The organism is Aeromonas schubertii, assembly GCF_000820105.1.
Classification (GTDB): domain Bacteria; phylum Pseudomonadota; class Gammaproteobacteria; order Enterobacterales; family Aeromonadaceae; genus Aeromonas; species Aeromonas schubertii.
In genome coordinates this window covers 20155-45798 of sequence record NZ_CDDB01000048.1, presented here as the reverse complement: position 1 = coordinate 45798, position 25644 = coordinate 20155, and the positions used below count along the sequence as shown (strand labels likewise).

Below are 25644 nucleotides of genomic sequence, written 5' to 3'. Positions count from 1 at the left end.
AGGGACTTGTTCGCACCTTCCCTAATCCTGAGCGACAGAGCAACACGTGATCCGACCTCCTCAAAATCATGACTGGATTTGTGAGCAAAGAACCGTTTCAACCCTACAAAATGTGATAGTTGCAAAGGTGCCTGGCTATATGATGTCGGGCCGGGCATAATTGGTCTGTCACCTACCTAACTGAAATACCAAAGAAACAAACACTATGCCAAGAACCTCCACTAAACCATTGACATTCATCGACGCTTTCGCAGGTTGTGGCGGTCTTTCTCTCGGTTTGATGCAGGCAGGGCTAGTTGGCCACTTTGCCATTGAACGTGACGCCTTTGCTTTCGCCACGCTAAAAAAGAATCTGTTAGCTGAGGAAACGCCCCATAGTTACACTTGGCCAAGCTGGCTCCCTACGGAGCCCATTGGTGTTAATGAAATTCTTAGTGATTACCGAGAACAACTCGAGAAAATCTCGGGAAGCATTGATGTATTAGTTGGCGGTCCTCCATGCCAGGGTTTCTCTGCTGCAGGACGTCGGCAACATGATGATCCGCGTAACCAGTTATTTGATTCATATTTGAAGTTGGTCGATATACTCAAGCCTAAGGCCGTATTGATCGAGAATGTGCGTGGATTTACTATCGATTTCAGTGCAGGTGACGAGATCAAGAATTTTTCCCAACTCCTCAAGAATCGGCTGTCTGATGGCTATATGGTTTATGAAGAGCTACTTGATCTCTCAATCTTTGGCGTGCCACAGGCGCGCACACGCTACTTTATCCTTGCTTTCCGCACTGAGCTGAATGTACCAAATCCATTCTTGCACCTTCAAAACCGCCTTCCCTCATTTTTACGCTCACTTCGCTTGACGGCTCCAGTTTCTTCATCTGCCGCTATTTCTGATCTCGAAGTTGCGCGAAACGGAAAACGACAATCATTGGAGAGCAATGGCTTTGAAGAAACATGTTATCTGGGACCTCTTACCCACTACCAAAAATTAATGAATACAGGGGGCATAATCCCCACTGATTTGCGTCTAGCTCGACATCGCGAGGATATTGTTGATCGCTTCAAACAGCTCATTGAGCTTAGCCATGCTGAGGGGCGTTTAAATAAAAGCGTCGGGGCCGAAATGCGTGAGAGATTTGGTCTGAAGAAAATGGCTTTGCGTGTACTTGATCCAGATCGCCCATCGCCGACTATAACAAGCATGCCTGATGATTTACTGCATTATTCCGAGCCGCGCACTCTGACCGTTCGGGAGAACGCGCGGCTACAAAGCTTCCCCGACTGGTACTCATTTCAAGGCAAGTACACATCAGGCGGCCACCGGAGGAAACAAGAAGTGCCTCGTTTCACACAGGTGGCCAATGCTGTACCACCACTCGCCGCAAGAGCGATTGGAGAAACATTAGTGGAACTGTTCAGTCGTCAATCAGCGAATCCGAGGATAGATGAGCATCAGGTCGACTCAGGTCTGCATGGAGTCCAGCAAGGCGCGGAAGTCAGCACGTAGGTTCAGAATCAATTTGCGAAGCTCTCGCATCTGCACCATGTCGACGACTTTGCCTGCATCATCAATGACGGAGTTGGGCTTGCCCTGGGGAACCATAACTGCATGTCCGAGGGTATTGCGCTCACGAACAACACCCTCGCGATACGCTTTAACAGTCGCTATACCAGTCGCATGCGCCTCGAATTCGTCCATACCCAGAATACTCGCCAACATGCGAAGGCGATGGTCCGATGTAAAAAGCATATGAGTATTAAATAGAGCTTCAACACTAGGTGCGACTTTTAACTTCTCGCCTTGCCTCGCGATATTCTCGACTTGTTCCATCACACGCCTCATCGCTTCCTCAATGAATTTGGCCTTGCCCATGTCATTGAGCTTGTTGTGCGCCAAAGTCAGGCATGTGTTGACCATATGGTCGATGTCACTCGTGGCTCCCATAACTATGCCACGAGTATGATCGAGGTCGAGGACCTTCTTGATCAGTGACTCAAAAACGCCTATCACTTCGTCGACAAGGTCTGCTCGACCGGCACAGTAGACACCCTCTAGTTGCTTTTCGTAGGCCTTTTGTCGTAACTCTACGACCGCAGCCTGCCCAGAATAGAAGACCACGTCTTTGTACTGAACGATCTGGCGAATACGCTCGATTGCATCTTCGCCGTGTTCGTTGTTGCCTAGATCCCAATCCACCAGGATCAGATCAACCTCATCCGTGAATACGTCTTCAGAAATGACCTCTTCCATTTGAGCGAGCGTCGTGCACTGACGAGGCTTGAACTCAAATCCCTCGTTAGCCATCTGCAACGCGATGCTCTTGATCTGATGGGCCACACTAGCAGGCTGGTCATCCACCCACAGCACGTTAAAATCGAGTCTCACACCTTTCTCCCCTTTGCTGCGATCTTAATGACGAGACCCAGCCCTTTTTCTATTTCATCATCGAGTTCGATACTGCCCCCCATTTCGCCAAGAGCTTGCCGGACATGGTAGAGACCGAGGCCTGAGCCCATCGTTGTCGTGTAACCCATTTCAAAAATGCGCGAACCATTAGTGCCTGGAGCAAGACCTCGCCCATTGTCACTCACATGAATAGTAAGGCCGCTCTTATTCTCTTGCGTGAGAATGAAGTTAATACGAGACGCCTTAGCCTTTCGTGCATTACTAACTAAGTTGTCAACAACAATCGCGGCATCGATTGGATTGAAGCGTAGTTTCATACCAGGGTGAGTATTTTCGGCTGCAATCTGCAACCGAGCACTGCCGGTGGTACGAGCAATTTGCTCGATGTAGTCATAGATAAAAGCAGCAAGATCGGTCTCTATTTTTTCGGAATCAAGCTTGAATTTCGCTTTTGCAGCAAACTTCGTTACTGACATGACTTTCCGATTGAGGAAGGCCATCTGCTCCAGCGTCTTAAGAACTGTGTCGCGGGGAATTGATACCTCCCCAGCAGTCTCAGTTAAGAAATTCTCAATTTGCTGAGCGATGTCTACGGCATATATAGTCACCTGATGATGAAGATTTAGTATTGTGGCGGAATCTACGCTGACAAACGACTCCAGAAAATGCGCACGCCGCTGCTCCGTCTCTACCTCCGCCTCAGCGGTATCTGCGCGGCGGTTTGCGGCCGCAGCAGCCTCCAGCGCCTGATCGGCTACTCTGCGTGCGTCGGCCTCAGACCTTTTCAAATCATCGAAGCGGCGCTCGGCTGCGTCGAGCCGCGCAAGCATCCCCTTATCGTCCGTTTTTTCGGCAATAGAACGCAGACTGACCAGCGATGTCTCGAAATCGCTGGAGCGTTCGTTAATCAAGTCGATAAGCCGCTTGCTGTACTCAATGAGCTGCACCTTCTCGTTGTCAACGAGATTGGCAACGGCTGCTGTTACACGTGCGCGTCCAGGATCTGTCAGCAATCTAGACAGGTCGTCGGTCTCGGCATCCGGTTTGTCGACCCAAGATACCGGAACCACATACTTCTCCAGACGTTTCAGGCAGTGCTCCATGACCGCCTTGCGGAGCTGTTCGACAGCAGGAGTATCGATCAGACCTTGGTTGCGACTGGAGGCTTCTTGGAAGTCTTCATCGGCCCCGGAAACGTCGACGCGTCCAATGATTTCGCGTGAGCCCAAAAAGCGTGCATAACCTTGCTGCTTGCGACGATTGAAGCCAAACCAATCATCTCCGTCTTCGCCGATCGGATAGACGCGAAAATCGTTCCTAAAGAGAAAAACCGATCCAAACTGAACTGACGGCAAGCCGACACGTCGAGTGAACGTAACCTTTGCAGACTGGTTGAGGTAGTAGATATCGCACCTGAAACCCGCCGTCGAGAGATGCTGATATGGATTTGGCTCGACAATTCGGTAGATGACCTCGCCACGATCCGTAAGTGCCGTGTGCAACTCATCACCATCGATAGTTACCCGAATAAATGTCGTCTTGTCCTGCAATGTGGCAAAGATGAAATTACCAATCTGGCCATTGACCAGATCTTTGGGCAGAACCTCTTTTCCCTCCTTTACTTGAGAGGCAATAAATCGCTCGTCCTCTGCCTTCTCGGCAGGCGCAGTGATATAAATGCCGAAGCCGTCAGTCTCTTCGCCAAAGGGGTTGATAAGTTTTGCCAGCGACGCCTTTAGGTCCAAGATGCGCTGTCGCGACCAAGGCAGTCTCAGCCGCTGGATAGTGACCACAGTGCCATGTTTGAGGGTTGACTTGAACTCATCCAGCTCGGTCGGCAGCTCAAAAGCGCCCTGCTTGACGTATCTAACGGGAACTTTCTCGAAATGCTCCTGGGCATCCTTTTCGAACAGCTCCCAATCGACAGTCAGCCGATGGACCGCATTGGTTTCGCCCCGAGGGCGGCTTTGTATGACAACCTCCTCACCCAGGCGATCAGACGAAAAACGACCAATGCCTTTGCTGCCGGCATAGTGCCTACGCTCGGCTGCAATATTGCGGAAGTCATCAGCAGGCCGATCGCTACGCTTTGACGAGTAGGCAACAAACAGCCACTTGCCTGTAAGATCCTCATAAGACATGCCGGAACCGTTGTCGGCGATGACAATAGCTTCATCGCCCAAGTACAGTTGCACGCTGTCTGCACCTGCATCGAATGAATTTTTGACGAGTTCGAATATCGCGACTTCGTCATCAGTAATGAGCTCCCGACCCAACACACGTTTTAGGCCAGTACTGACATCGAAGTGTAGGTTTTGTTTTTCAGACAAATTCATCATCCTTTGCCAGATCTCGACTTATCTGGATATGTTTGATTTTTAATCGAAAATAAGCGGTGTATTCATGCCGAGGGTTGAGGCCATCTAAAGATGTGGTAGTCAAAAGACTCTGTTTATATTGCCGCCATGACTCATCATCACCTATAACGCTTTCACTCCCTCCTTCAACCGCAGCACCCAAGCATCAACTCTTACCTGAAGTTGATCCGTCGAATTTTCTTTTGGGTGATGAATCGAATGAAAAGACTTGCAGACCTTTTCCATGAGTGTTGGCCATCTCAGAGAGAACTTAACCATATCTTTAAGTATTCTATCGATACAATCTCTAGCGTTTGCTTCTGCTCGGAAGATCACGATTCGGGTGGACAGTCGCTTCTTGTTATCGGAAGTATCAACTTCCAACAAGTACCGCTCCCATCCATCTTCCAGCCTGAACCTCGCCATCAAGTAACAACGGAGCGTATTTTCGTCCATCATATGGTAGCTGCAGCGCGGCACCTGGGGCAGGGGCTTCACCTCCAACTCCAGCAGCTCGATGCCGGGCTCCTCGGCTATCTGCCGGATAATATCCCTGAGCATCACGAAGCGGTTGGGAAACTGACCTGTGTCTTTCGGTACATCCAACTGCTGGAACTCCCCAGGTACCACTGTGCCTCCCGTGACGTCGTCAGCCAAACCCAGAATTCTCGCCTCCCCGCCGGGAACCGTGTCGTCATCCACCCTCTTACCTTGGCCGGTAGCTCGCTGGCCTTGGTAGGCGATCCGTGTCGCCGGATGTTCGTCGAAGGCTATGCCTTCTATGGGCAATTCGAGCAACTGCCGCCCCCTACCATCATCAGGCTCTTCTTCCTCATCCACCTCGATTTCCTCGGTCCCCGGGGCCGGAGGCATCCGGCCGCCGCCTTCCCCCTTTACGGACAGGCGGAGCGAAGGATGGTGGAAGTGGATCTCGTCCCGGCAGTCGAACCTGAGCCCCAGCAGCCCCCTGATCTCCCATACCAACAACTCCCTCCTGTCCTGGTCCAGGGGGCCCTGGGCCTCCATGGTGACGCCGGATAGGCAGCTCGGCGGGATGAAATTGAACCGCCATCTGGCATACCTCGTCCCCCCAGTGTCCTGCTCCTCGTTGAGGCTTCGCCAGATAGATTCGAAGGAACTTCGCACGTCCGGGTCCAGCAGCAGCCAGCTGAAGTGGTCCCGGTACCCCTTGATCTTAAGCAGCTGGCTGGGGGCCCCGGTCTTCGCCGGCGTTCGGATGTGGATGGTCTCTTCTTCCTTCTGCACCGAGAAGACCATGTCCAGGCCGTTGGGCTCGAAGGCCGAGCGCACCAGAAAGCCAGCATGGAAGAAAAGCTTGCGTGCCAGTTCGAACTTGGGGAGCCAGACGATCAGGCCATTCGCCTCGAATACGAAGCAGCGTTGGCTGGCCACCTCAGGATTGCGGGCAAGCCTTCTGGACAGGCGGGGGCATTCGCCCAAGGTGCTTTCCCGCCATGTATCCACTGGCGGCAACACCAGTCTTTTAAGGAAACCGTGCGATATGTAGGGGGTCTTATCTTCCGCGATGAACTCACGGCCAAGCCCCATCACGCATAGCATCTCTAGGCCGAATCGGCGCGGCAGCATATCACTGCCCAGGTTGAGGAAAGCCGCCAGCCGCCACTGGGCGTCTGGGTCGCTTTCTTTGAAGAAGTTTCCCATTGCCAGCAGCCTGGCTCCCTTGGGTATCTGACGAAATAGCACACGGCTCAATCCCACTCTCCCATGTACGCGATAAATGCGGCCGCCAGAGGGGCTGTCCTTCCCTTGATCAGCCCGCAGCGTCTCTCCAACTGCCAACGCTTGGAACACCTTCCGGCCGCGGCGTCTTCCAGCGCCGCCCGGGTCAGGCGGCGGATCTGGTATTCACCCACTGACTCGGCATAGCGTTCCAGAAAGGCGTGGCAGAGGGGAAGTTGAGCTAGATGACGCTCAACCGAGGCATGATGATGCAGTTGGTGCAGGAACCAATTGCGGCTTCGGCGCGGCAGGCCGATCTTCTCGGCAGAGTCCAGCTCGATCCTTATCAACCGGCGCACCAGATCTCTATCACGGCGCCTCCAGTCGGTATGATCGTGGTTGCCTTTCCGGGATGTCCTGCTCCGGTTGGTTGCGAGCAGCCATCCCCTGTCATGCCGATACAGCCAGGCGTAAACCGCCTGACCTTCACATTTCCTTGCAGCTTTAGGACCACCATGTGCAGCAAGAGCGGCAGTCCAGATAGCGCGATAGCACTGCCGTTGTTCAGGTTCTGCCGAGAGCAAGAACTCTGGCTGGTCAGCCTGATGCCTGCTTAGGCGGCATGTCCACGCCTCCTCTATGATCCCGCCGACATCATGTCCCGGGCGTAAGCTGGTCCAGACGATCAGGTGCTGAAGGCAGCCGAAGGCCTTGCGGTGTTTCCTGAACAGGGCCAGTAGCCAGGGCGGCGGTTCGGCGGCCCAAAGGCCGTTGGCAATGATCCAGTCCCTAGAATGGGTGTCCTGGATCATCCGCCAGATAGCATCGGTCCTGACTTGTCTACCCCGCCGGGCGCCGCAGTCCGTGGCCAGCCGCTGGTAGAAGTTGCTCCAGCCCGCAAATCCTGGGGATCTCCCGCCCCGGTACGCCAGGAGCTGCGTCAGGGCGGTGGCGAGCCTTGTCAATGCGGCTTCGGCAGGGATAGCTCTGCCGCCGGGGAGCAGGGTGGCAGCGTGGAACTCATGCCTGTGCGTCCGCCGAAACGGGATGGGGGAATCGAGAAGTAGACAGCCGTGCTCGAGACAAGCGTCCACGCCCTGCACCTGCCAGCAGCGCCGCCAATAGGGCTCGCCGAGGTTCGCCACCATCTCCTCGAAGCAGAGCGGGCAGTAGCGCAACCATTCCGGCCATTTGACAAGGGCTGTCGACGCGCCCGCCAAACCTATGGAGCCGGGTTGGTCCGGGGCAAGCATGGATTGATGAAGCTTGAAACGGCGCTGCTTGGGGATGAATGGCGCGTAGAGGGGGAAGAGGGTGTGGTTGGCCACCAGTGTTTCCGGATCCAAGCCGGTGTTGCCTGCCAGGCTTTGCAGGTGGCTGGGCAGGTCGGTGACCGCAGCCACCCTGGTGTCGCCAAACAGCATGGCTAAAAGGCCCTTGTGGCTACCTATTCCCAGGTGCACCCGGCAGCGTGCGATGGCGCTGTAGAGCAGTTCGTCCGGGTAGAGCCTGGGGAAGTACATCTCAGCCCACCTTTCCCAGCAGCGACTGTAGGTTGAACACCAGACCTGCTTTCTTGAAGCTGTCGTAGGCCGTCACCTCGGACCCGTCCGCATAGAGCCGCCTCAAGTCACCTTGGGGTAGGCGGCCCCACTCGGTCCGTTTCACCTTAGAGATGGTCGGCGCCTTGGGCCTATCCTGGGCGAGGTAGGCCGTCGCTTTATGAACCAATGTCGCCAATGGAAGGCTAGGGTGATCGGCCACTAACTCGTCGGCCATGGGCATAGCAATGTCCAGCGGGATCTCCATCGCCTCGAGCAAGGAGGCCAGCTTTTTGGCCTTGTCGTCGACCGGGGGCGACAGTGACTTGAGTGAAACTGCCCTGTCCAGCGACCGGCTGAGGGAGATCAGCCGGCCTTCAATCTCCGGCATCAGCAGATCGTCGTACTTGGCGACAAGCTCCGGTCTGCCGCTCCTCAGGGCAGCCAGCATTGGATGAACCGGTTTAAATTCATCCTCAAAGACCTTACGTAGCAGCGGTGGCCTGATGTGTTCGGCGCCCGTCACTATGGCCCGGATCTGCGCCAGAGCGAAGAGCTTGACCACGATATCCATGACCCCCTGGGTCAGCTCATACATGGTTGCTTCCAACTCCTCATCAAGGGGAGCAGCTTCCCTCAACCACTGGAACTTCCAGAGGCGCTTCAGGAGCCTCGTCCAGTGCTCGTCCCTAGGCAGCCTGTCCCAGCGGATGCTGCCCAGCCCGGAAATCCGCCGCGCCGCCCTGAAGGTGCGCTGGAAGAACTTGCTGGCCCGGTGTGTGCCCACTTGGATGATGGGCACCCCTATGGTGTTGACCAGGGACACGAAGAAGTTGTGCATCTTCTCGGCGCCACCCGACCTGGCCTCGTTGAGGTTCTGGACCTCGTCGATGATGAGGGCCCCGAGGGCATGAAGGTTGGCTATCTGGCACATGCTGGCCAGTAGGCGCTTGGTTCCCAGCTTCTTGCGGCCGTGGCTACGGCTGTAATGGGTTCCAAGTACCCTGTCCACCTGATTGAAGAAGCTCAGGCACAGCTCGTCCAGATCGCCATCTATGGGGCAGTCGACCTTCAAGTAGGTCAGCTGAGTGATGTTGTATTCGGGATGGTGGAGGGCTTGGGGATACATCCCCAGGATCCGCTCCAGAGTGCGGGTCTTGCCGCAGCCCGAGCAACCGAACAGCGACAAACTGCTGGCCGTGGAGGAAACACTTTGGTAGATGGCTACATCCAGATCCTCTTCCTCCACTCGGCGGTAGCCGTTTTGGAGGTGTGAATACCAGGCGCCATTGGCCGGGTTTCGGCCTATGTAGCCCTGACGGATCATCAGGCTGATTTTGCCTTCCAACTCCAGATGGTGGGTCAAGGGCTGGAAGAAGCCATGAAGCAAACGGGCTATGGCATGGGCTCTGACCCGACCGTCCAGCAAAGCCTCCTGAGGATCGAAGGCGGGCAAGGCCTGGAGCTGGGCTACCACGTCCTGAAAACCGGGGATGGGCGGCAGGGCGCTAATGAGGGGGTTGCCGTCGTACTCGGGCAGTTGCTGCTCCTGATAGCTAGCCTGGGGGATGGCGCCGCGGCGGACCTTGTCAGTCATCGTCACCCTCCCCGAAGATAAGGTCGCTCATGTCTGGGTAGGCGTAGTCGTCCGGCTTGCCGCCTTTGAGCGGGACCACATCGGCAGGTTTGTCCTGCCGCACCTTGGCAGGCTTGAAGGCTGCATGACGGCGTTCGTGGCGTTTTTCCTGTTGCTTGTTCTCGCGAATCTGGGTACCCAGGTTCTTCTTGGTGAGGCCTGTCCGTTCCGGACGTTGCGCCTCTGCTTGCGCTGTAACCTCCTCCATCCTCTCTAGCAGCTTGCCACGTTCCTCAATCGCCGCCATGGCCGCGTTGGCGTCGGCTTTCCGTTCAGACCTAGTCTGGTTCCATACGTCCCAGAAAGTGGTCCCTCTGAAGCGCCGGCTGAAATCGGCAAGGTCGCAAACCCAGTAATCCTTCAGACTTTGGTTCGGCCTCACATAGATATGGTCCGCACTACGCGGATCATAGGCTACTTGAACTTTGGATGGCCGCTGGCCAAGCCCCCTGTGGAACCACCCCAACTTCATTGCCTCGGCGCAGGTGTAGTAGCACCCGAACAGGCGTATTCCCCTGTCGGACAATGTGGCGAAGTCGTGGGGAAGCAGGTTGATGCGCACCAACTCATCCGGCGCCTGGCGCAAACGGCCGGTGAGGTTGGTCAATCCCCAACGCCACAACGCCAGGGGGATGGCCGGCAAGTCGCCGGGCATACCTTCAGACCTGTCGTATTTGGACAGGGGGCGATAGTTGTTGTAGTACAGCACCGAGTCGAGGATCTGCTTGGTGAACTCCGGCAGGGTCAAGGTAGCATCCAGCCGGTAATCCTTACCGCCGCGCTTGCGGCTGGTGATTTCCCCCACCACGCCAGGGACGTAAGGCTTAAAGTCTCCCTGCACGGTGCGGAACTTCCTTTCGACGATTCCCTTGGCATCCCCGCGCCGAGCTGGCGCGTTCTCGATGCGGACACCGAAGGCTTCGGCAAACGGCTCGACTTTGGTGCCGTTCAACTCACCCTTGTCGGCGAGGATGACATCAGGGAGGCCACCAACCGGCCAGTGCTCAGGCTCGATGTCTATGCCGAACGCCCGGCAGTAGGCCGTTTTGTCGGTTACTGCGTTGGCTAGCGCCATCATGGCGCTGGCCCAAGAAGGCCCCTCGAACCCAACGTACATGCCAGTCACCATGCGGCTGAAGACATCGACCACGAAGTAGATGACGGGTCGACCGACTATGAGGCTGCGGTCCTGTTCGGACACTAGGTAGATATCCGCAATGGTGGCGTCAATTTGGTAGCGATGACCTGGACCCAAGGTGTCGGCCGTAGACGTGCCCTTGAGGGGCCTGACGTCCTTGGCGAAGTCCACTGAGGTGAACTGCTTCTCGGCCACAGAGACCGCTGTGTATTCCCTCTTGAAGAAGTACCTGAACTGTTCCGGGGTCGGCAGATCCTCTACCACCATCGCCGGGTACCTAGCCCGGATCAGATTCACGGCGCTGGCGTAGGCATCAGTGATGACAGGGTGGCTCTCCTTGAGAAGCCTTCCTTCGATCACCTGCCGGAAGATCCGGGCTATGTCTTCGGTGACGTTGCTGCCCGTCCCGTTGCGAACAATCCTCGGCCTTCCCAGCTTCTGCCCACCTGGTTTCCTTGCCTTGCCCTTGGCTCCAGATTTTACGTAGTCTGGAAGCAGCGCATTCTTGCACATGCCCCTTTGCCAATACCGTTTCAGCAATCGGTAGACGGTCTGGTGGGTGACGCCATGTGTCTGGGTTATTCGGATAACGGCTGGCCCTCGCCCTTTCCTGAAGAAAAGTCCGACGCCCCCTACCTCACCTCGGAGCATTTCCCAAGCAGATTCTCTTTTCTCCCATTCCGGGCTGCCTTCCTCTATTTCCCTGAGCGTCGAGTCTAAGAACGGGTCTTCGGCGGGTTCCACGGCACCGTCCAGCAGCATGTTTTCCAACTCGCTGGTAGCTATCGGCACCGGCCAAGCCGTCTTGTCCTCGAGATCGATCCAAAAGGCCGTCTCGGCATCGCACCACAGGAGGCGAAAATGCTTGTCTCCAACCCTGAAAACTTGGTTAACCGGCAGCATAGGCTTGGGTGACTCCTTGCCAGTCGTCGTTGAGTGTGAGCTGGCTTCCCCGCAAGGTCCTGTAAGGGGCCGTGATGTCGAAGATGAAGTAACGGCGGGCCAAGAGTTGGCGAAGCCAGTACAACGCCTGTCCTGGTTCCAGTTCGTAAACCATGTCGAGGCTCTGCGCCACTGCGGTTATTTGCCTGTCGGGAGCTTGCATAAATTCCTTTGAGAAGAGCTCCAGGTAGCGTTCCAGATCATCTGTTGCTACTTCATTCTCCGTCTGTACCGGGTAAAGCCATTGGATGTTGTTGAAAGCTGTCTTGGCGAAATCCATCTCGGTGACGATGTACCAAGGTATGTTCTTTTCAGCCCAATATTGCCTCTCTAACTCAAGGCGTTCTATGACTTCGGGTTTCGCCAGATCGGCGCTGTACTTGGCTTGGAAGACAATGGTCGGCCTGGACTGATCGTCGAAGTCTACCAAGAAGTCACTGGTCAGCACCTGCGCGGCTCCTTGGAATTTGCCGTGGGGGAGGCCGTGCTCTTGGGCAAGCCTGACGGTGTCTTCGACACGTAGGGGAAACTGCTCTCGGATGTCGATGACATGAGGGGACCAGTCGAATGTAAGGAGAACAGCCAGTTCCAGATCGGAGAGGAGGTGGTGTAAACGCCGGCATTTGTTGCCGTAAATACGGTGGGAACGACCGAGAGACGATACGTCCCTGGTATAGATAAACGGCTTGTAGTCAGGTCCGTGACCTTGGCCACGGCCTTCCCTGATCCGTCTGTCTATCTGTCCCTGATTCAGTCCCTTGTAAATCCCTGACATAGAAAGGCCAACATCGACTGTTGATAACTTGAGGTTAGTCGATGTTGGCCAAATGATGAAACTCTATTTTTAATGGTGAGACTTTATTTTCAAGGATGAAACTCTATTTTCATCCCACAAGGGCCCCTTTCGGGGCCCTGTTGCTTACTCGACGGTGACCGACTTGGCCAGGTTGCGGGGCTGATCCACGTCGGTGCCCTTAATGAGGGCCACGTAGTAGGAGAGCAGCTGCAGCGGTACCGTGTAGACGATGGGCGCGATCACCTCTTCCACGTGGTTGAGGTTCATCACCCGCATGGTGTCGTCGCTCTTGAAGCCGGTCTCGGCGTCGGCGAAGACGTAGAGGATGCCACCGCGGGCGCGCACCTCTTCCACGTTGGACTTGAGCTTCTCCAGCAGGTCGTTGTTCGGCGCCACGACGATGATGGGCATCTCGGCGTCGATCAGCGCCAGCGGGCCGTGCTTGAGCTCACCGGCGGCATAGGCCTCGGCGTGGATGTAGGAGATCTCCTTGAGCTTGAGCGCCCCCTCCATGGCGATGGGGTACTGATCCCCACGGCCCAGGAACAGGCTGTGCTGTTTGTCGGCGAACTCCTCGGCCAGGGTCTCGATCTGCTTGGCGAGCGAGAGGCTCTCCTTGATGCGCTGGGGCAGGGCTTGCAGGGCCTTGACCAGGTTGGCCTCGGCGGCGGCATCCAGGTTGCCGCGGCAGCGGCCGACGGCGGCCACCAGCATCAGCAGGCCGGCCAGCTGGGTGGTGAAGGCCTTGGTAGAGGCCACGCCAATTTCTGCCCCCGCGCGGGTCATGAAGGCGAGATCCGACTCACGTACCAGAGACGACCCCGGCACGTTGCAGATGGCCAGCGAGCTCATGTAGCCGCTGGTCTTGGCCAGACGCAGGGCGGCCAGGGTGTCGGCGGTCTCACCGCTCTGGGAGAGGGTCACCAGCAGGCTGCCGGGGCGCACCACCGACTTGCGATAGCGGAACTCGGAGGCGATCTCTACGTTGCAGGAGACACCGGCGATGGACTCGAACCAGTAGCGGGCCACCATGCCGGAGTGATAGGAGGTGCCGCAGGCGACGATCTGGATGTGCTCGACCTGGTCGAAGATGGCGCGCGCGCCGTTGCCGAAGGACTCGACCACCACGTGATCGAGGCCCAGACGCCCGTCCAGAGTCTGGTTGATGGCGGCCGGTTGCTCGTGGATCTCCTTGAGCATGTAGTGGCGATACTCGCCCTTGTCACCGGCGTCGTGGGAGATGTCGGACTCCTTCTCCTCGCGTACCACCGGCTTGCCGTCCACGTCGAACACCTGCACGTCGCGGCGGGTCACCTCGGCCACGTCCCCCTCCTCCAGGAAGATGAAGCGGCGGGTCACCGGCAGCAGGGCCAACTGGTCGGAGGCGATGAAGTTCTCGCCGATGCCGCGGCCGATCACCAGGGGGGAGCCGGAGCGGGCCACCACCACGCGGCTGTCGTCACGGGTGTCCATCACCACGGTACCGTAGGCGCCGCGCAGCTGCTTCACCGCGCGCTGCATGGCGGCGATCAGGCTCGGCGCCTCTTTGAGCTCATGATGCACCAGGTGGGCGATCACCTCGGTGTCGGTGTCAGAGGTGAACTGGTAACCCTGGGCTTTGAGCTCCTCGCGCAGCGCCTCGTGGTTCTCGATGATGCCGTTGTGCACCACGACGATGTGCTCGGAGAGGTGAGGGTGGGCGTTGCGCTCGGAGGGTTCGCCGTGGGTCGCCCAGCGGGTGTGGGCGATGCCGGTGCCGCCGTGCACCGGTTGTTCGTCGAGGGCCTTGGCCAGCTCGGCGACCTTGCCGAGACGGCGCACCCGCTGCAGGGGGTGCTGGGCGCTGAACACGGCCACCCCGGCCGAGTCGTAACCGCGATACTCGAGGCGGCGTAGCCCCTCGACCAGGATCTCTGCCACGTCACGCTGGGCGACGGCCCCGACGATGCCACACATAGAAACTCTCCTAAAAATAAACAGTTAGTTATTGATGGGGGCGCAGATAAGCGTCACCCCCTGAGCCTGAATCTTCTCCCTGGCCTCGGGGGCCAGGGCGTCGTCGGTCACCAGGGTCTGGATGCGGCTCCAGGGCAACTCGAGATTGGGGATGCGGCGGCCGATCTTCTCGGACTCCACCATGACGATCACCTCGCGCGATACCTCGGCCATCACCCGTGACAGTCCCACCAGCTCGTTGAAGGTGGTGGTGCCCCTTTCCAGATCGATGCCATCGGCCCCGATGAAGAGCTGATCGAAATCGTAGGAGCGCAGCACCTGTTCGGCCACCTGACCCTGGAAGGATTCGGAGTGGGGATCCCAGGTGCCGCCGGTCATCAGCAGGGTCGGCTCGTTCTCCAACTCGCGCAGGGCGCCGGCCACGTTGAGGGAGTTGGTCATGACGATGAGGCCGCGCTTGCTGCCAAGCAGGGGGATCATGGCACTGGTGGTGGTGCCACTGTCGATGATGACCCGGTTGTGGTCGCGCAGCCGCTCGGCGGCAGCACGGGCAATCGCCTGCTTTCGCTTCGAAACCTGCTCCGGGTTCTCTTCGGCCACCATCTCGGTGGGCAGCGGGATGGCCCCGCCATAACGGCGCAGCAGCAGCCCCCCGGTTTCCAGCACGGCGAGATCCTTGCGGATGGTGACCTCTGAGGTAGAGAAGTGCCTGGCGAGGGTGTCGACGCTCACTTCGCCCTGCTCTTGTACCAGGGCGACGATGGCGTGGCGGCGCTGTTGGGTATTGCGTTTTGTCACTTCATAAGTTTCGATTCGAAAGAATGTCGAAAGTTTAGCAGTGAATTTGTGGAAAAGTGAAGCGCTTTAATCACAGATGCAGTCTCTTCCTGCCCCCTTGGCACGATAGAGGGCCCTGTCTCCTCGCTGGGTAAGCCGCTCCGGGGTGTCGTCGGTCTGGAATTGGGCCAGCCCCATGCTGAGGGTCACCGGCTCTTGCTCCAGGGGGGAGTGGGCGTGTACCAGGGCTTGCAGCTTTTCGGCCACGGCACGGGCGGCTTGCAGGGGCGTGCCGGGCAGTATGATGAGAAACTCGTCGCCTCCCCAGCGAGCCAGCAGATCGATGCGGCGCAGGTGGGGATTGATGAGGCCGACCAGGTTGATCAGGGTGCTATCGCCGGTGGCATGACCGAAGCGATCGTTGATCCCCTTGAAGTTGTCGATATCCAGCACGATGAGGGAGAGGGGGTGGCGAAAGCGATGGGCCCGGGCGCACTCCTGCTCCAGTACTCGCTCGGCCTGATAGCGGTTGGCCGCCTGGGTCAGGCTGTCGGTCTCGGCCAGGCGGCGATTCTGTTCGAGCTGCTCGAGCAGGGAGGCGTTGAGCTCCTGCAGCTCGGCGGTGCGCAGGGCCACCTGTCGTTCCAGACTCAGGGTATGGCTGTTGAGCTGCTCGAGGCGATCCTTGCGATCCTGCGCCAGACGCTGGCTGCCCGCCATCAGGGCCACGCTGCCATCGGGGTTGCGGCTCAGGATGCGCGCCCGCTCTTCGGTCCAGAGGTAGTCGCCGCTCTGACTCAGGCAGCGATATTCGCTGCACACCTCGTCTCCCCCCTCCTCCATCAGTTGATCGAGGAGGGCCAGGATCCTGGCATGGTCATCGGGGTGGAGCAGGCGCTCCCAGGTGAGGGGATTGGCGGCCAGTGTGCCCGGCTCATAGCCCAGCATGCGGCACCAGGAGGCCGAGCGCAGCACCTCCCCGCTGTTGGCATTCCATAGCCAGAGCCCATCGCTGACGAGATCCAGGATCTGTGTCCTGGTCTGCTCGTCGAGCGTGGAGAGCTGCAGTAACCCCTGCTTCTCCACCTTGTGTTCCTTTTACCTGCGATCTCCGCCTAAGTGTAGGCCAGGAGTCCGGGCCTTATTCGAGCAGGCGTTGCCACAGGGTGAGCACATGGTGGCGCTCCGCCGTGAGCCGATCATCCGAGACCCGGCGGGATATCTCCGAGAGATTGAGGCGATGCCCCAGATCGCGGATCTCCAGATAGGCCTGCTTGAGCCCTTCGGCCTCCTCCAGGGTCAATACCCCTGTCATGACGCACTCGTCGAAGATGCGCACATTATCGGACCAGCGGGTGAGGGCCTCCGGGTATTCGGCGGCATGGGCCAGCACCAGGTACTGGGCGATGAACTCGATATCCACCATGCCTCCCGGCGACTGCTTGAGGTCGAACTCGCCGGGGCCGGCCTTGAGCAGATGGTCGCGCATCTTGGCGCGCATCTCGCGCACCTCTTTGGAGAGGAGGGCCCGCTCCCGTTCTCGCGAAAGCACGGCCTGGCGCACCCGGGCAAAGCCTGCCAGCAGTCGCTCGTCCCCATAGACGGGGCGGGCTCGCACCAGGGCCTGGTGCTCCCAGGTCCAGGCATCGCGCTGCTGATAATGCTCGAAGGCGTCGAGGGAGGAGACCAGCAGACCCGCGTCCCCCGAGGGACGCAGCCGCATATCGATCTCGTAGAGGATGCCCGAGGGGGTGCGGGTACTAAAGAGATGCAGCACCCGCTGGGCCAGGCGGATGTAGAATTGGCGGCAGTCGATGGACTTGGCCCCGTTGGTGTAGCCAGCAGGCTCGCCGGTGTGCAGGAACACCAGATCGAGGTCCGAGCCGTAGCCGAGCTCGATGCCGCCGAGCTTGCCGTAGGCGATCACCGCAAAGCCGCGCTCGCCGCTCTCGGCCACTTCCGGTGGCACCCCATAACGTTCGGTGATCTGGCTCCAGGCCTGGTTGACCACCTCTTCGATGATGGCCTCGGCCAGCCAGGTGAGGTGATCGCTCACCTTCATCAGGGGCAGGGCGCCGGCGATGTCGGCCGCCACGATGCGCAGCAGCTGCACCTGCTTGAACTGGCGCAGGGCCTCCATCTGTTGCTCCACATCCTCCTCGGGGATGCGCAGCAGGAACTGACGCAGCTGGGGCTTGTAGTGATCGAGCGGGGTCGGGTGATAGAGGTGCTGGGGATCGAGCAGTTCGTCGAGCAAGATGGGGTAGCGCGACAGCTGCTCGCTCACCAGATGGCTGGCGGCGCACAGGCGCACCAGCTGGCGCAGGGCTCCCGGGTTTTCGGCCAGCAGTTGCAGATAGGCGCTGCGGGTGAAGATGCGGGTCAACAGTTGGCAGAGGCGATCGAACAGGGGGCCGGGTTGGGACTCTCCGATCACCAGCCGCAACAGCTCCGGCATCAGCCAGTCCAGGGCGGTGCGCCCCTGAGGGCCGATGGGGCGGCGTGATGCCTCCTCCTTAAAATGGAGCAGATGGGTAGTGATGGCGCTGCTCGCCTCCTCGTTCACCCCCTGCTCCCCCAGCAGGGCGATGATCTCGTCGCGATCGAGCGTGGTGCGCCAGAGATCCACCCACACCTGCTCGAGGTGGGCCGGCGCCTCCTTCTCCTCGCCCACGACCTTGACGAACTCGCCGTGCACCGCCGCCATCTCCCCGTCGAGGCGAGCCATCAGGCTGGCCCAGTCTGGCAGCCCCATGGCATGAACCAGGCGGGTGCGATCCCGCTCCTCGGTGGGCAGGGTCTGGGTCTGCTGATCGCCGATCTCCTGTAGCAGGTTCTCGACCCGGCGCAGCAGGCGATAGGCACAGAGCAGGCGCTCACTCTCCTCGCCGGTGAGGGCACCGCACGCCGCGATGGCCGAGAGCGCGTCCGGCAGGTGGCGCACTCGCAGCGCCGGCTCGCGTCCACCGCGGATGAGCTGCAGGGCTTGCACGATAAACTCCACCTCACGAATGCCGCCGGCGCCCAGCTTGATGTTCCCCTCCAGTCCCTTGCGGCGCACCTCGGCGGCGATCATCGCCTTCATCTGGCGCAGGCCGTCGATGACCCCGAAGTCGATGTAGCGGCGAAACACGAAGGGGCGCAGCAGCTCGCCCAGCTCGCGGCCGTAATGGCACTCGTCACCGATCACCCGCGCCTTGACCATGGCGTAGCGTTCCCAGTTGCGTCCGTGGTGCTGGTAGTAGTCCTCCATGGCGGCAAACGAGATGGCCAGTGGACCTGCGTCCCCGAACGGACGCAGCCGCATGTCGACCCGAAACACCTGGCCGTCGACCGTGCTCTGGTGCAGGGCGTTGATGATGCGCTGGCCCAGCTTGATGAAGAACTGCTGGTTGGCCAGCTCGCGGCGGCCACCGTGGGTGTAGCCGTTCTCGGGGAAGGTGAAGATAAGATCGATGTCGGACGAGAAGTTGAGCTCGCCACCGCCCAGCTTGCCCATGCCGAGGATCAGCAGGGGTTGGGGGTTGCCCTCGCCGTCGAGCGGGGTGCCAAGCTCGCGGCACTGCAACTCATAGAGCCAGTCACGGGTCTGACCGATGAGGGCATCGGCCAGCCTGGTCAGGTGGACGAAGCTCTCCTCCACCGGGGCCAGTCCCAGTAGCTCGCGCCAGGCGATCACCACCATCTGATGGCGGCGGAAGCGGCGCAGGGCTCGCTTCAGTGACTCCTCATCCTGCACGTCGCTCAGGGCCTCGGCCAGCTGGGCCGGGTAATTGGGCCAGCGTTCGGCCTGCTCCAGCTCTCCACTGCCGAGCAGGGTTTCGAGCAAGGCAGGCTCCCGGTGCAGGGCATCGGCCACGAAATCCGAGAGACCGAGCAGGGTGAGCAGGGCGTCGCGAACCGGTTCGGGAAGGGTGGCTCGTTCTGGTTGTTGTTCCAGCAGGCGCTGCCAGTGGCGCTGGGCGAGGGGGAGGAGGGAGGCGGGCAGGGTCACGGCAAGGTTCCTTTGCAACTGACTATGCCCGCCAATCTAACACTGTGCCGCGCTAAGTCACAGCGCGGTGCCGGCGGTGGGAGCGCACGCACACAACCAACGTGGCCAGGGGGCCACGGTGTCGTGGCACTCTGTTGTGACAGGAGGGATTAATCCAGCTTAAAGGCCTGAATGGTGCTATCCAGTTCCCGGCTATGGGCCTCTACCTGGCCACTCGCCTCGAGCAGCTCGCGGATCACCACCACAGAGCCTTCGACGATCTGTTTGACCTGGGTGAGGTTGTCCTCCATCTCTTCGGCGACCTTGCTCTGCTGCTCGGCGGCGGTGGCGATCTGATAGTTCATGTCGGCCACGGCGTGTACCCGGTTGACTATGGTGCCGAGCTGATCCCCGGCCCGGTTCACCTGCTCTACACCGCGATCGGCCTGGGCCACGCTCTCGCTCATCAACAGGGTGGCCTGACGGGCGCTCTGCTGCAGCTGCTCTATCATCTGCTGGATCTCCACCGTCGCTGCCTGGGCCCGGTTGGCCAGGCTGCGCACCTCGTCGGCCACCACGGCAAAGCCGCGTCCCGCTTCACCGGCACGGGCTGCCTCGATGGCGGCGTTGAGGGCCAGCAGGTTGGTCTGTTCCGAGATGCTGCGAATGGTATCGACCACGGAGCCGATGCGCTGCACCCCCTGCTCCACATCGCTGACCACGCCGGAGGAGCGCTGGATATTGTTCGACAGGGCCGAGATGGTGGTCACCGTCTCGGCCACATAGCCTTGCCCCTGCTCGGCCAGGGCGCGGCTCTCGCTGGTGGCCCGGGAGGCCTGCTCCGCATGGCCGGCCACTTCGCGTACCGAGGCGGCCATCTCGCTCATGGCGCCGGCCAGCTGCTCTATCTGACGAAACTCTTCGCTGATCGACTCGTTGGCCTCCTCCATGCAAAGAGTGACCTGGGAGGCGATCTCTCCGAGCTCCTTGCTGATGCCGCGCTGGTTGCCGAACACCTGTCGCAGGTGATCCTGGGAGTGGGCCACGGCCCGGGCGATGTCGCCGAACTCGTCTTTGGAGTTGAGCTCGACCCTGTGGCTGAGGTCTTGTTGGGAGAAGCGGTGCAGCAGGCCGACCAGATAGTTGACCTGACGCACCATGAGGCGGGAGCCGGCCAGCAGGAAGACCACGAAGAAGATCCCCATCAGGGCCGTCTCCATCAGACCACTCCAGATGAGGTTTTGGGCAATCTCCCCCGCCTGACCCGCCTCTATGCCCCCCTGCAGCAGGGTCTCTTCCAGGTGGCTGGCATCGAACCAGAGCTTGGTCAGCAGCAGCAGGGTGCTGACCACCATCAGGATCACTACCTTGGGCAGCAGGCGAACATCACTCATACGACGCTCGATGGCATTAAACCGCATCACGACTCTCCTTGGACATGCGAAATCCCCTTTGACCGTCAGGGTATCGGCATTATCTTGTTTTTTATGACTAATGTTTATGCTCAATGATGGATTTTGTATGCGACATCACTCTGCCGGCCTGAGAGCCATGGATCTGCTGATGGCCCTGCTCTCTGTGGTCTCTGTGTTGCTGGTGAGCCTGCGCTGGTTCTTCGGTGAATATTTTACGCCCGAGACGCTCTCCCTCTTCTATGACGTGGACAGCCTGCTCTGTTACGTCTTTATCATTCACTTCCTCTATGGTCTGGCACGCAGCGATCAGCGCCTCGCCTATCTCAAGAGCAACTGGATCTACCTGCCGGGCAGCCTGCCTATGGTGGAGCAGCTGCGCTGGGCTCGGCTGCTGCAACTCTATCGGGTGATCCAGCTGCTGCGCCGCAATCCGGACCTGTTGGCCATCTTTCGTCGCGAGCGCAGCGAATCGCACCTGGCCGGCATACTGCTGCTCTTCTTCGTGTTGCTCGGGGTGGGGGCGGGCCTCATCTTCTGGGTCGAGGGGGGGACGCCGGGTAGCCAGATCAACAATGCCTATGACGCCTTCTGGTGGGCCCTGGTGACCCTCTCCACCATAGGATACGGGGATATAGTGCCTCACACCGACGAGGGGCGCTTCGTGGCCAGCCTGGTGATCATCTTCGGGGTGGGCCTGTTCAGTGCCATGAGCGGTTTCATGGCCAGCCTCTTTCTCAAATCTACGGACAAGGAGACTCAGGCCCTGCAGCAGCAGGTGCGTCACCTGACCCGGCAGCAGGACCAACTGCTGCAAGAGCTTCGGCAGATCAAGGAGAGCCTGCGTCGGGGCTAGCTTCACACTCCGTTGCGGTTCTGCTTGTGGTTTGAGGTGATGGCGGCTTACCATCCAAGCTGTTTTTCAACCAATACAGAGACATCGACATCCATGCGTGCCCTGATCGGGATCCTGCTTGCTCTCGCCGCCAGCCAGTCCATGGCCGAGACCCGTTACGTATCCGACAACATCTATACCTTTATCCACGGCGGACCGGGTACCCAGTACCGCATCCTCGGCAGCGTCAAGGCGGGTGAGCAGCTTGAGCTCGCCGGTCCCAGCGAGGGTGGCTTCGTGCAGATCACCGATGGCAAGGGGCGCAGCGGCTGGGTGAAAGGGGATGATCTGCAAAGCGGGCCGAGTTTCCGTCAGCAGGTGGCGCAGCAGCAGCAGCAGCTCGATGAGCTCAAGGGGCGCCTGCAAAACCTCAACGGCGATAACGAGCGGCTGTTTGCGCAGAAAGATGGGGCCATCGCGCAGCAGAAGCAGCAGATCACCGAACTGCAGAGTCAGCTCAAGCAGCGGGATGCTCAGATGGCCAGCCTGAAAGAGCAGAACGACGCCCTCAATCAGAGCTATGACAACCGCGAGCACGACATGCAGATGGATTGGTTCATTCGTGGCGGTCTGATGGTGGGGGCCGGCCTCCTGGCGGGGCTCTTGCTGCCCATGTTGCCACGGCGTCGCCGTGGCGACCGCTGGATGAACTGAGCGGGTTGACGCAGAGAGGGGGATGCCAAGGCATCCCCCTCTCTTTTGGGGCAAGAGAAATTGTATGCAATTTTTGTCGGGTAAAGTGGCTGAGCTCCCCTTGATGTGGCCTTTATGAGCCCTTATTGCCGAAAAGATGCGGCGCGCTTAATAAACTGGCAACAATTTCATTTCATTGGTGGGGCGTAATTGTATACATTACCGGCGTTGCGGCGCCATGCGCCATCCCATTGAGCCCCCAGGGTGTACAGGAAGACCCCATCTATGTTCAAAGCGACCCAAGTGCTTGCCCCCGACTATCGCCCCACCGATCTCGCCGCCCTGCGCGAGGCCATTACCCAGAATTATGTAGTGGACGAGAATGCCTACCTGACCGAGCTGTCGGCCATGCTGCCGAGCGACGGTGCCGCCCTCGAGCGCATTACCAGCCGCGCCCGCGCCCTGGTGAGCAAGGTGCGTCAGGAGAACGGTGCCGGCGATGGCATCGACGCCTTCTTGCAGGAGTACAGCCTGGATACCCAGGAGGGGATCATACTGATGTGCCTGGCCGAGGCGCTGCTGCGCATCCCCGATGCCGACACCGCCGATGCCCTGATCAAGGACAAGCTCTCCGGCGCCAACTGGGCGGCTCACTTTCGCAAGAGTGACTCCACCCTGGTCAACGCCTCGACCTGGGGCCTGATGCTGACCGGCAAGATCATCAAGCTCGACAAGAAGCTCGACGGCAACCCGGCCAACCTGCTGGGGCGCATGGTCAACAAGCTGGGTGAGCCCATGGTGCGCTCGGCCATGTACGCCGCCATGAAGATCATGGGCAAGCAGTTCGTGCTGGGCCGCGACATGAAAGAGGCCCTCAAGGCCAGCCGCAAGCAGCGTGAGCAGGGCTTCACCCACACCTATGACATGCTGGGAGAATCGGCCCTGACCATGCAGGACGCCGACAAGTACCTGGCCGATTATCGCAACGCCATCGAGGCGGTGGGTGGCGAGCGCATCAGTGACGGCGGTCCGGCGCCTTCCATCTCCATCAAGCTCTCCGCCCTGCATCCGCGCTATGACGTGGCCAACCGCGAGCGGGTGCTCGGCGAGATGTGCGAGCGTCTCATCGGTCTGGTGCGCCTGGCCCGGGAGCGGGATGTGGCCATCAGCATCGACGCCGAGGAGATGGACCGTCTCGAGCTGTCGCTGGACTTGTTCGAGCAGCTCTATCGCTCTGAGGCCAACCGCGGCTGGGGCAAGCTCGGCATGGTGGTGCAGGCCTACTCCAAGCGCGCCCTGCCGGTTTTGTGCTGGCTCACCGCCCTGGCCCGCGAACAGGGGGATCTCATCCCGGTGCGTCTGGTCAAGGGGGCCTACTGGGACAGCGAGCTCAAGTATGCCCAGCAGGCCGGCCTGCCCGGTTACCCGCTCTTTACCCGCAAGGCGGGGACCGATGTCTCTTACCTCGCCTGCGCCCGCTACCTGCTGAGCGAGGAGACGCTTGGTGCCATCTCGCCCCAGTTTGCCACCCACAACGCCCACACGGTCGTGACCATTCTCGAGATGGCCGGCGATCGCCAGTTCGAGTTCCAGCGCCTGCACGGCATGGGGGACGAGCTCTACCACACGGTGCTCAAAGAGAATCCGGGGCTGGCCTGCCGCATCTATGCCCCGGTCGGTGCCCACAAGGATCTGCTGCCCTACCTGGTGCGCCGCCTGCTGGAAAACGGCGCCAACACCTCCTTCGTGCACAAGCTGGTGGACCCCAACACCCCGGCCGACAGCCTGGCCGAGCACCCGCTGCGCACCCTCAAGCGCTACCCGACCCTGGCCAATGACCGCATCCCGCAGCCGGTGAACCTGTTTAGCGATCGCAAGAACTCGAGCGGCGTCAACATGAACATCGTCTCCATCCAGCGCCCCTTCTTCGCCAGGCTCAAGGAGCTGGAGAGCAAGCAGTGGCAGGCCGGCCCCATCGTCAACGGCGAGACGCTGGTGACGGGTGAGCTGCAGACCGTGCTGAGCCCGCAGGACATCAGTCAGGTGGTGGGCAAGATCCGCTGGGCCGATGGCGCCGCCGTGGAGCAGGCCCTGGCCTCGGCTCACGCCGCCTTCCCGCGCTGGCGCGAGACCCCGGTCGCCGAGCGCGCCGCGGCGCTGGAGAAGCTGGCGGATCTGCTGGAGGCGAACCGCGAGCAGTTCATTTCGCTTTGCACCCGCGAGGCGGGCAAGCTGCTGCAAGATGGCATCGACGAGGTGCGCGAGGCGGTGGATTTCTGCCGCTACTACGCCCAGCAGGCCCGGGCCATGATGAGCAAGGCCACTTTGCTGCCGGGTTACACGGGTGAGCAGAACGAGCTGTTCTTGCAAGGGCGCGGCGTGTTCGTCTGCATCAGCCCGTGGAATTTCCCGCTGGCCATCTTCCTGGGCCAGGTTGCGGCGGCGCTCGCCACCGGCAACACGGTCGTCGCCAAGCCGGCCGAGCAGACCGGCCTGGTCGCCCACCTGGCGGTGACCCTGGCCCACCAGGCCGGCATCCCGGGTGACGTGTTGCACCTGCTGCCGGGCGATGGCGCCAGCGTCGGTGCCCGCCTGACCGCGGATCGCCGCATCGGCGGCGTCTGCTTCACCGGCTCCACCGAGACCGCCAGACTCATCAACCAGACCCTGGCCAACCGCGATGGCGCCATCCTGCCGCTGATCGCCGAGACCGGCGGCCAGAACGCCATGATCGTCGACTCTACCGCCCTGCCCGAGCAGGTGGTGCGCGACGTGGTGAGCGCCGCCTTCCAGAGCGCCGGCCAGCGCTGCTCCGCCCTGCGGGTGCTGTTCCTGCAAGAGGAGATCGCCGACCGGGTGCTGGAGATCCTCACCGGTGCCCTGCAGGAGCTCAAAGTCGGCAACCCGGCCGAGCACAACACCGACGTAGGGCCGGTCATCGACGCCGAGGCCAAGGCGGGACTGGATCTGCACCTGGCCCGGATGATTCCGAAGAGCCGTCTGATCGCCCAGGCCCCCATGCCCAAGGCGACCCTGGAGGGCTACTTTGTGCAGCCGACGGCGCTGGAGATCCGCGCTATCCGCGAGCTCGAGCGTGAGCAGTTCGGCCCCATCCTGCACGTGGTGCGCTACGCCGCCAAGGATCTGGAGCAGGTGATCAATGAGATCAACGGTACCGGCTATGGCCTGACCCTGGGGATCCACAGCCGTAACGAGTCCCACGCCGAGGCGCTGGCGAGCCGTATCAACGTGGGCAACGTCTACATCAATCGCAACCAGATCGGCGCCGTGGTCGGGGTCCATCCGTTTGGGGGGCAGGGCCTCTCCGGCACCGGCCCCAAGGCGGGCGGCCCTCACTACCTGCACCGCTTCGTGACCGAGAAGACCCGCACCATCAACACCACGGCGGTCGGCGGCAACGCCACCCTGCTGGCGATGGGCGATGCCTGACGGGGCTCCGTAATGAAAAAACCGAAGCAT

16 protein-coding genes are annotated in these 25644 nt (G+C 60.0%); 4 read left to right on the top strand and 12 right to left on the bottom strand.

All coding sequences use genetic code 11. The annotated features are described in order from the left end of the window. The first annotated feature begins 205 nt into the window (after window positions 1–205). Window positions 206–1507: a DNA cytosine methyltransferase gene (locus BN1133_RS19680; protein WP_082177975.1), complete on the top strand. Its 1302-nt coding sequence runs from the start codon at window positions 206–208 to the stop codon at window positions 1505–1507. Here the strand turns inward: BN1133_RS19680 and BN1133_RS09545 are convergent. From BN1133_RS09545 to BN1133_RS09490, 12 genes are all read right to left on the bottom strand, one after another. Next, complete coding sequence (locus tag BN1133_RS09545) at window positions 1463–2386, bottom strand: hypothetical protein (protein ID WP_050666315.1); 924 nt, start codon at window positions 2384–2386, stop codon at window positions 1463–1465. The two genes, BN1133_RS19680 and BN1133_RS09545, sit on opposite strands and share 45 nt — an antisense overlap. Then, window positions 2383–4737, bottom strand: a complete 2355-nt coding sequence (locus BN1133_RS09540; RefSeq protein ID WP_197273667.1) for a sensor histidine kinase — start codon at window positions 4735–4737, stop codon at window positions 2383–2385. Before BN1133_RS09540 ends, BN1133_RS09545 begins: the two co-directional genes overlap by 4 nt. A gap of 150 nt (window positions 4738–4887) precedes the next feature. Next, complete coding sequence (locus BN1133_RS09535) at window positions 4888–6489, bottom strand: Tn7-like element transposition protein TnsE (RefSeq protein ID WP_231686258.1); 1602 nt, start codon at window positions 6487–6489, stop codon at window positions 4888–4890. Window positions 6490–6494: 5 nt separating this feature from the next. Further along, entirely contained in the window at window positions 6495–7988 is a 1494-nt protein-coding gene (locus tag BN1133_RS09530) for a TnsD family Tn7-like transposition protein (RefSeq protein WP_050666312.1), read from the bottom strand. A gap of 1 nt (window position 7989) precedes the next feature. Beyond that, a complete protein-coding gene (locus tag BN1133_RS09525; RefSeq protein ID WP_050666311.1) occupies window positions 7990–9603 on the bottom strand; it encodes an ATP-binding protein in 1614 nt (537 codons plus the stop codon). Then, the gene (locus tag BN1133_RS09520; RefSeq protein WP_050666310.1) at window positions 9596–11683 is read right to left on the bottom strand and encodes a Mu transposase C-terminal domain-containing protein; all 2088 of its coding nucleotides are present in this window, start codon (window positions 11681–11683) and stop codon (window positions 9596–9598) included. The genes BN1133_RS09525 and BN1133_RS09520 overlap by 8 nt, the downstream gene beginning before the upstream one ends. Further along, on the bottom strand, window positions 11670–12497 hold the full coding sequence (locus BN1133_RS09515; protein ID WP_050666309.1) for a heteromeric transposase endonuclease subunit TnsA: 828 nt from the start codon (window positions 12495–12497) through the stop codon (window positions 11670–11672). The genes BN1133_RS09520 and BN1133_RS09515 overlap by 14 nt, the downstream gene beginning before the upstream one ends. 144 nt (window positions 12498–12641) lie before the next feature. Continuing rightward, a complete protein-coding gene (gene glmS, locus BN1133_RS09510; RefSeq protein WP_050666308.1) occupies window positions 12642–14474 on the bottom strand; it encodes a glutamine--fructose-6-phosphate transaminase (isomerizing) in 1833 nt (610 codons plus the stop codon). Between the two features lie 24 nt (window positions 14475–14498). Continuing rightward, window positions 14499–15272 carry a DeoR/GlpR family DNA-binding transcription regulator gene (locus BN1133_RS09505; protein ID WP_050666307.1) on the bottom strand — a complete coding sequence of 258 codons (774 nt, stop codon included), beginning with the start codon at window positions 15270–15272 and terminating at the stop codon, window positions 14499–14501. A gap of 66 nt (window positions 15273–15338) precedes the next feature. Next, window positions 15339–16337, bottom strand: coding sequence for a sensor domain-containing diguanylate cyclase (locus BN1133_RS09500; RefSeq protein WP_050666306.1), 999 nt, complete (start codon window positions 16335–16337; stop codon window positions 15339–15341). Between the two features lie 55 nt (window positions 16338–16392). Next, a complete protein-coding gene (gene glnE, locus BN1133_RS09495; protein WP_197273666.1) occupies window positions 16393–19245 on the bottom strand; it encodes a bifunctional [glutamate--ammonia ligase]-adenylyl-L-tyrosine phosphorylase/[glutamate--ammonia-ligase] adenylyltransferase in 2853 nt (950 codons plus the stop codon). 149 nt (window positions 19246–19394) lie between these two features. Continuing rightward, on the bottom strand, window positions 19395–20645 hold the full coding sequence (locus BN1133_RS09490) for a methyl-accepting chemotaxis protein (protein ID WP_050666304.1): 1251 nt from the start codon (window positions 20643–20645) through the stop codon (window positions 19395–19397). Window positions 20646–20745: 100 nt separating this feature from the next. Between BN1133_RS09490 and BN1133_RS09485 the strand changes: the two genes are divergently transcribed. The 3 genes from BN1133_RS09485 (at window position 20746) to putA (ending at window position 25614) form a co-directional block, all read left to right on the top strand. Further along, complete coding sequence (locus tag BN1133_RS09485) at window positions 20746–21492, top strand: potassium channel family protein (RefSeq protein WP_050666303.1); 747 nt, start codon at window positions 20746–20748, stop codon at window positions 21490–21492. Between the two features lie 93 nt (window positions 21493–21585). Further along, window positions 21586–22185, top strand: a complete 600-nt coding sequence (locus tag BN1133_RS09480; protein ID WP_050666302.1) for a TIGR04211 family SH3 domain-containing protein — start codon at window positions 21586–21588, stop codon at window positions 22183–22185. Between the two features lie 264 nt (window positions 22186–22449). Next, complete coding sequence (gene putA, locus BN1133_RS09475) at window positions 22450–25614, top strand: bifunctional proline dehydrogenase/L-glutamate gamma-semialdehyde dehydrogenase PutA (RefSeq protein WP_050666301.1); 3165 nt, start codon at window positions 22450–22452, stop codon at window positions 25612–25614. The last annotated feature ends 30 nt before the right edge of the window (window positions 25615–25644 follow it).

Excerpts from the sequence above, each read along its gene's own strand:
- BN1133_RS09485 (WP_050666303.1), top strand. The coding sequence starts at position 20,746 with ATGCGACATCACTCTGCCGGCCTGAGAGCCATGGATCTGCTGATGGCC.
- glmS (WP_050666308.1), bottom strand. The coding sequence starts at position 14,474 with ATGTGTGGCATCGTCGGGGCCGTCGCCCAGCGTGACGTGGCAGAGATC.
- BN1133_RS09515 (WP_050666309.1), bottom strand. The coding sequence starts at position 12,497 with ATGTCAGGGATTTACAAGGGACTGAATCAGGGACAGATAGACAGACGG.
- BN1133_RS09520 (WP_050666310.1), bottom strand. The coding sequence starts at position 11,683 with ATGCTGCCGGTTAACCAAGTTTTCAGGGTTGGAGACAAGCATTTTCGC.
- BN1133_RS09525 (WP_050666311.1), bottom strand. The coding sequence starts at position 9,603 with ATGACTGACAAGGTCCGCCGCGGCGCCATCCCCCAGGCTAGCTATCAG.
- BN1133_RS09480 (WP_050666302.1), top strand. The coding sequence starts at position 21,586 with ATGCGTGCCCTGATCGGGATCCTGCTTGCTCTCGCCGCCAGCCAGTCC.
- BN1133_RS09490 (WP_050666304.1), bottom strand. The coding sequence starts at position 20,645 with ATGCGGTTTAATGCCATCGAGCGTCGTATGAGTGATGTTCGCCTGCTG.
- BN1133_RS09530 (WP_050666312.1), bottom strand. The coding sequence starts at position 7,988 with ATGTACTTCCCCAGGCTCTACCCGGACGAACTGCTCTACAGCGCCATC.
- BN1133_RS19680 (WP_082177975.1), top strand. The coding sequence starts at position 206 with ATGCCAAGAACCTCCACTAAACCATTGACATTCATCGACGCTTTCGCA.
- putA (WP_050666301.1), top strand. The coding sequence starts at position 22,450 with ATGTTCAAAGCGACCCAAGTGCTTGCCCCCGACTATCGCCCCACCGAT.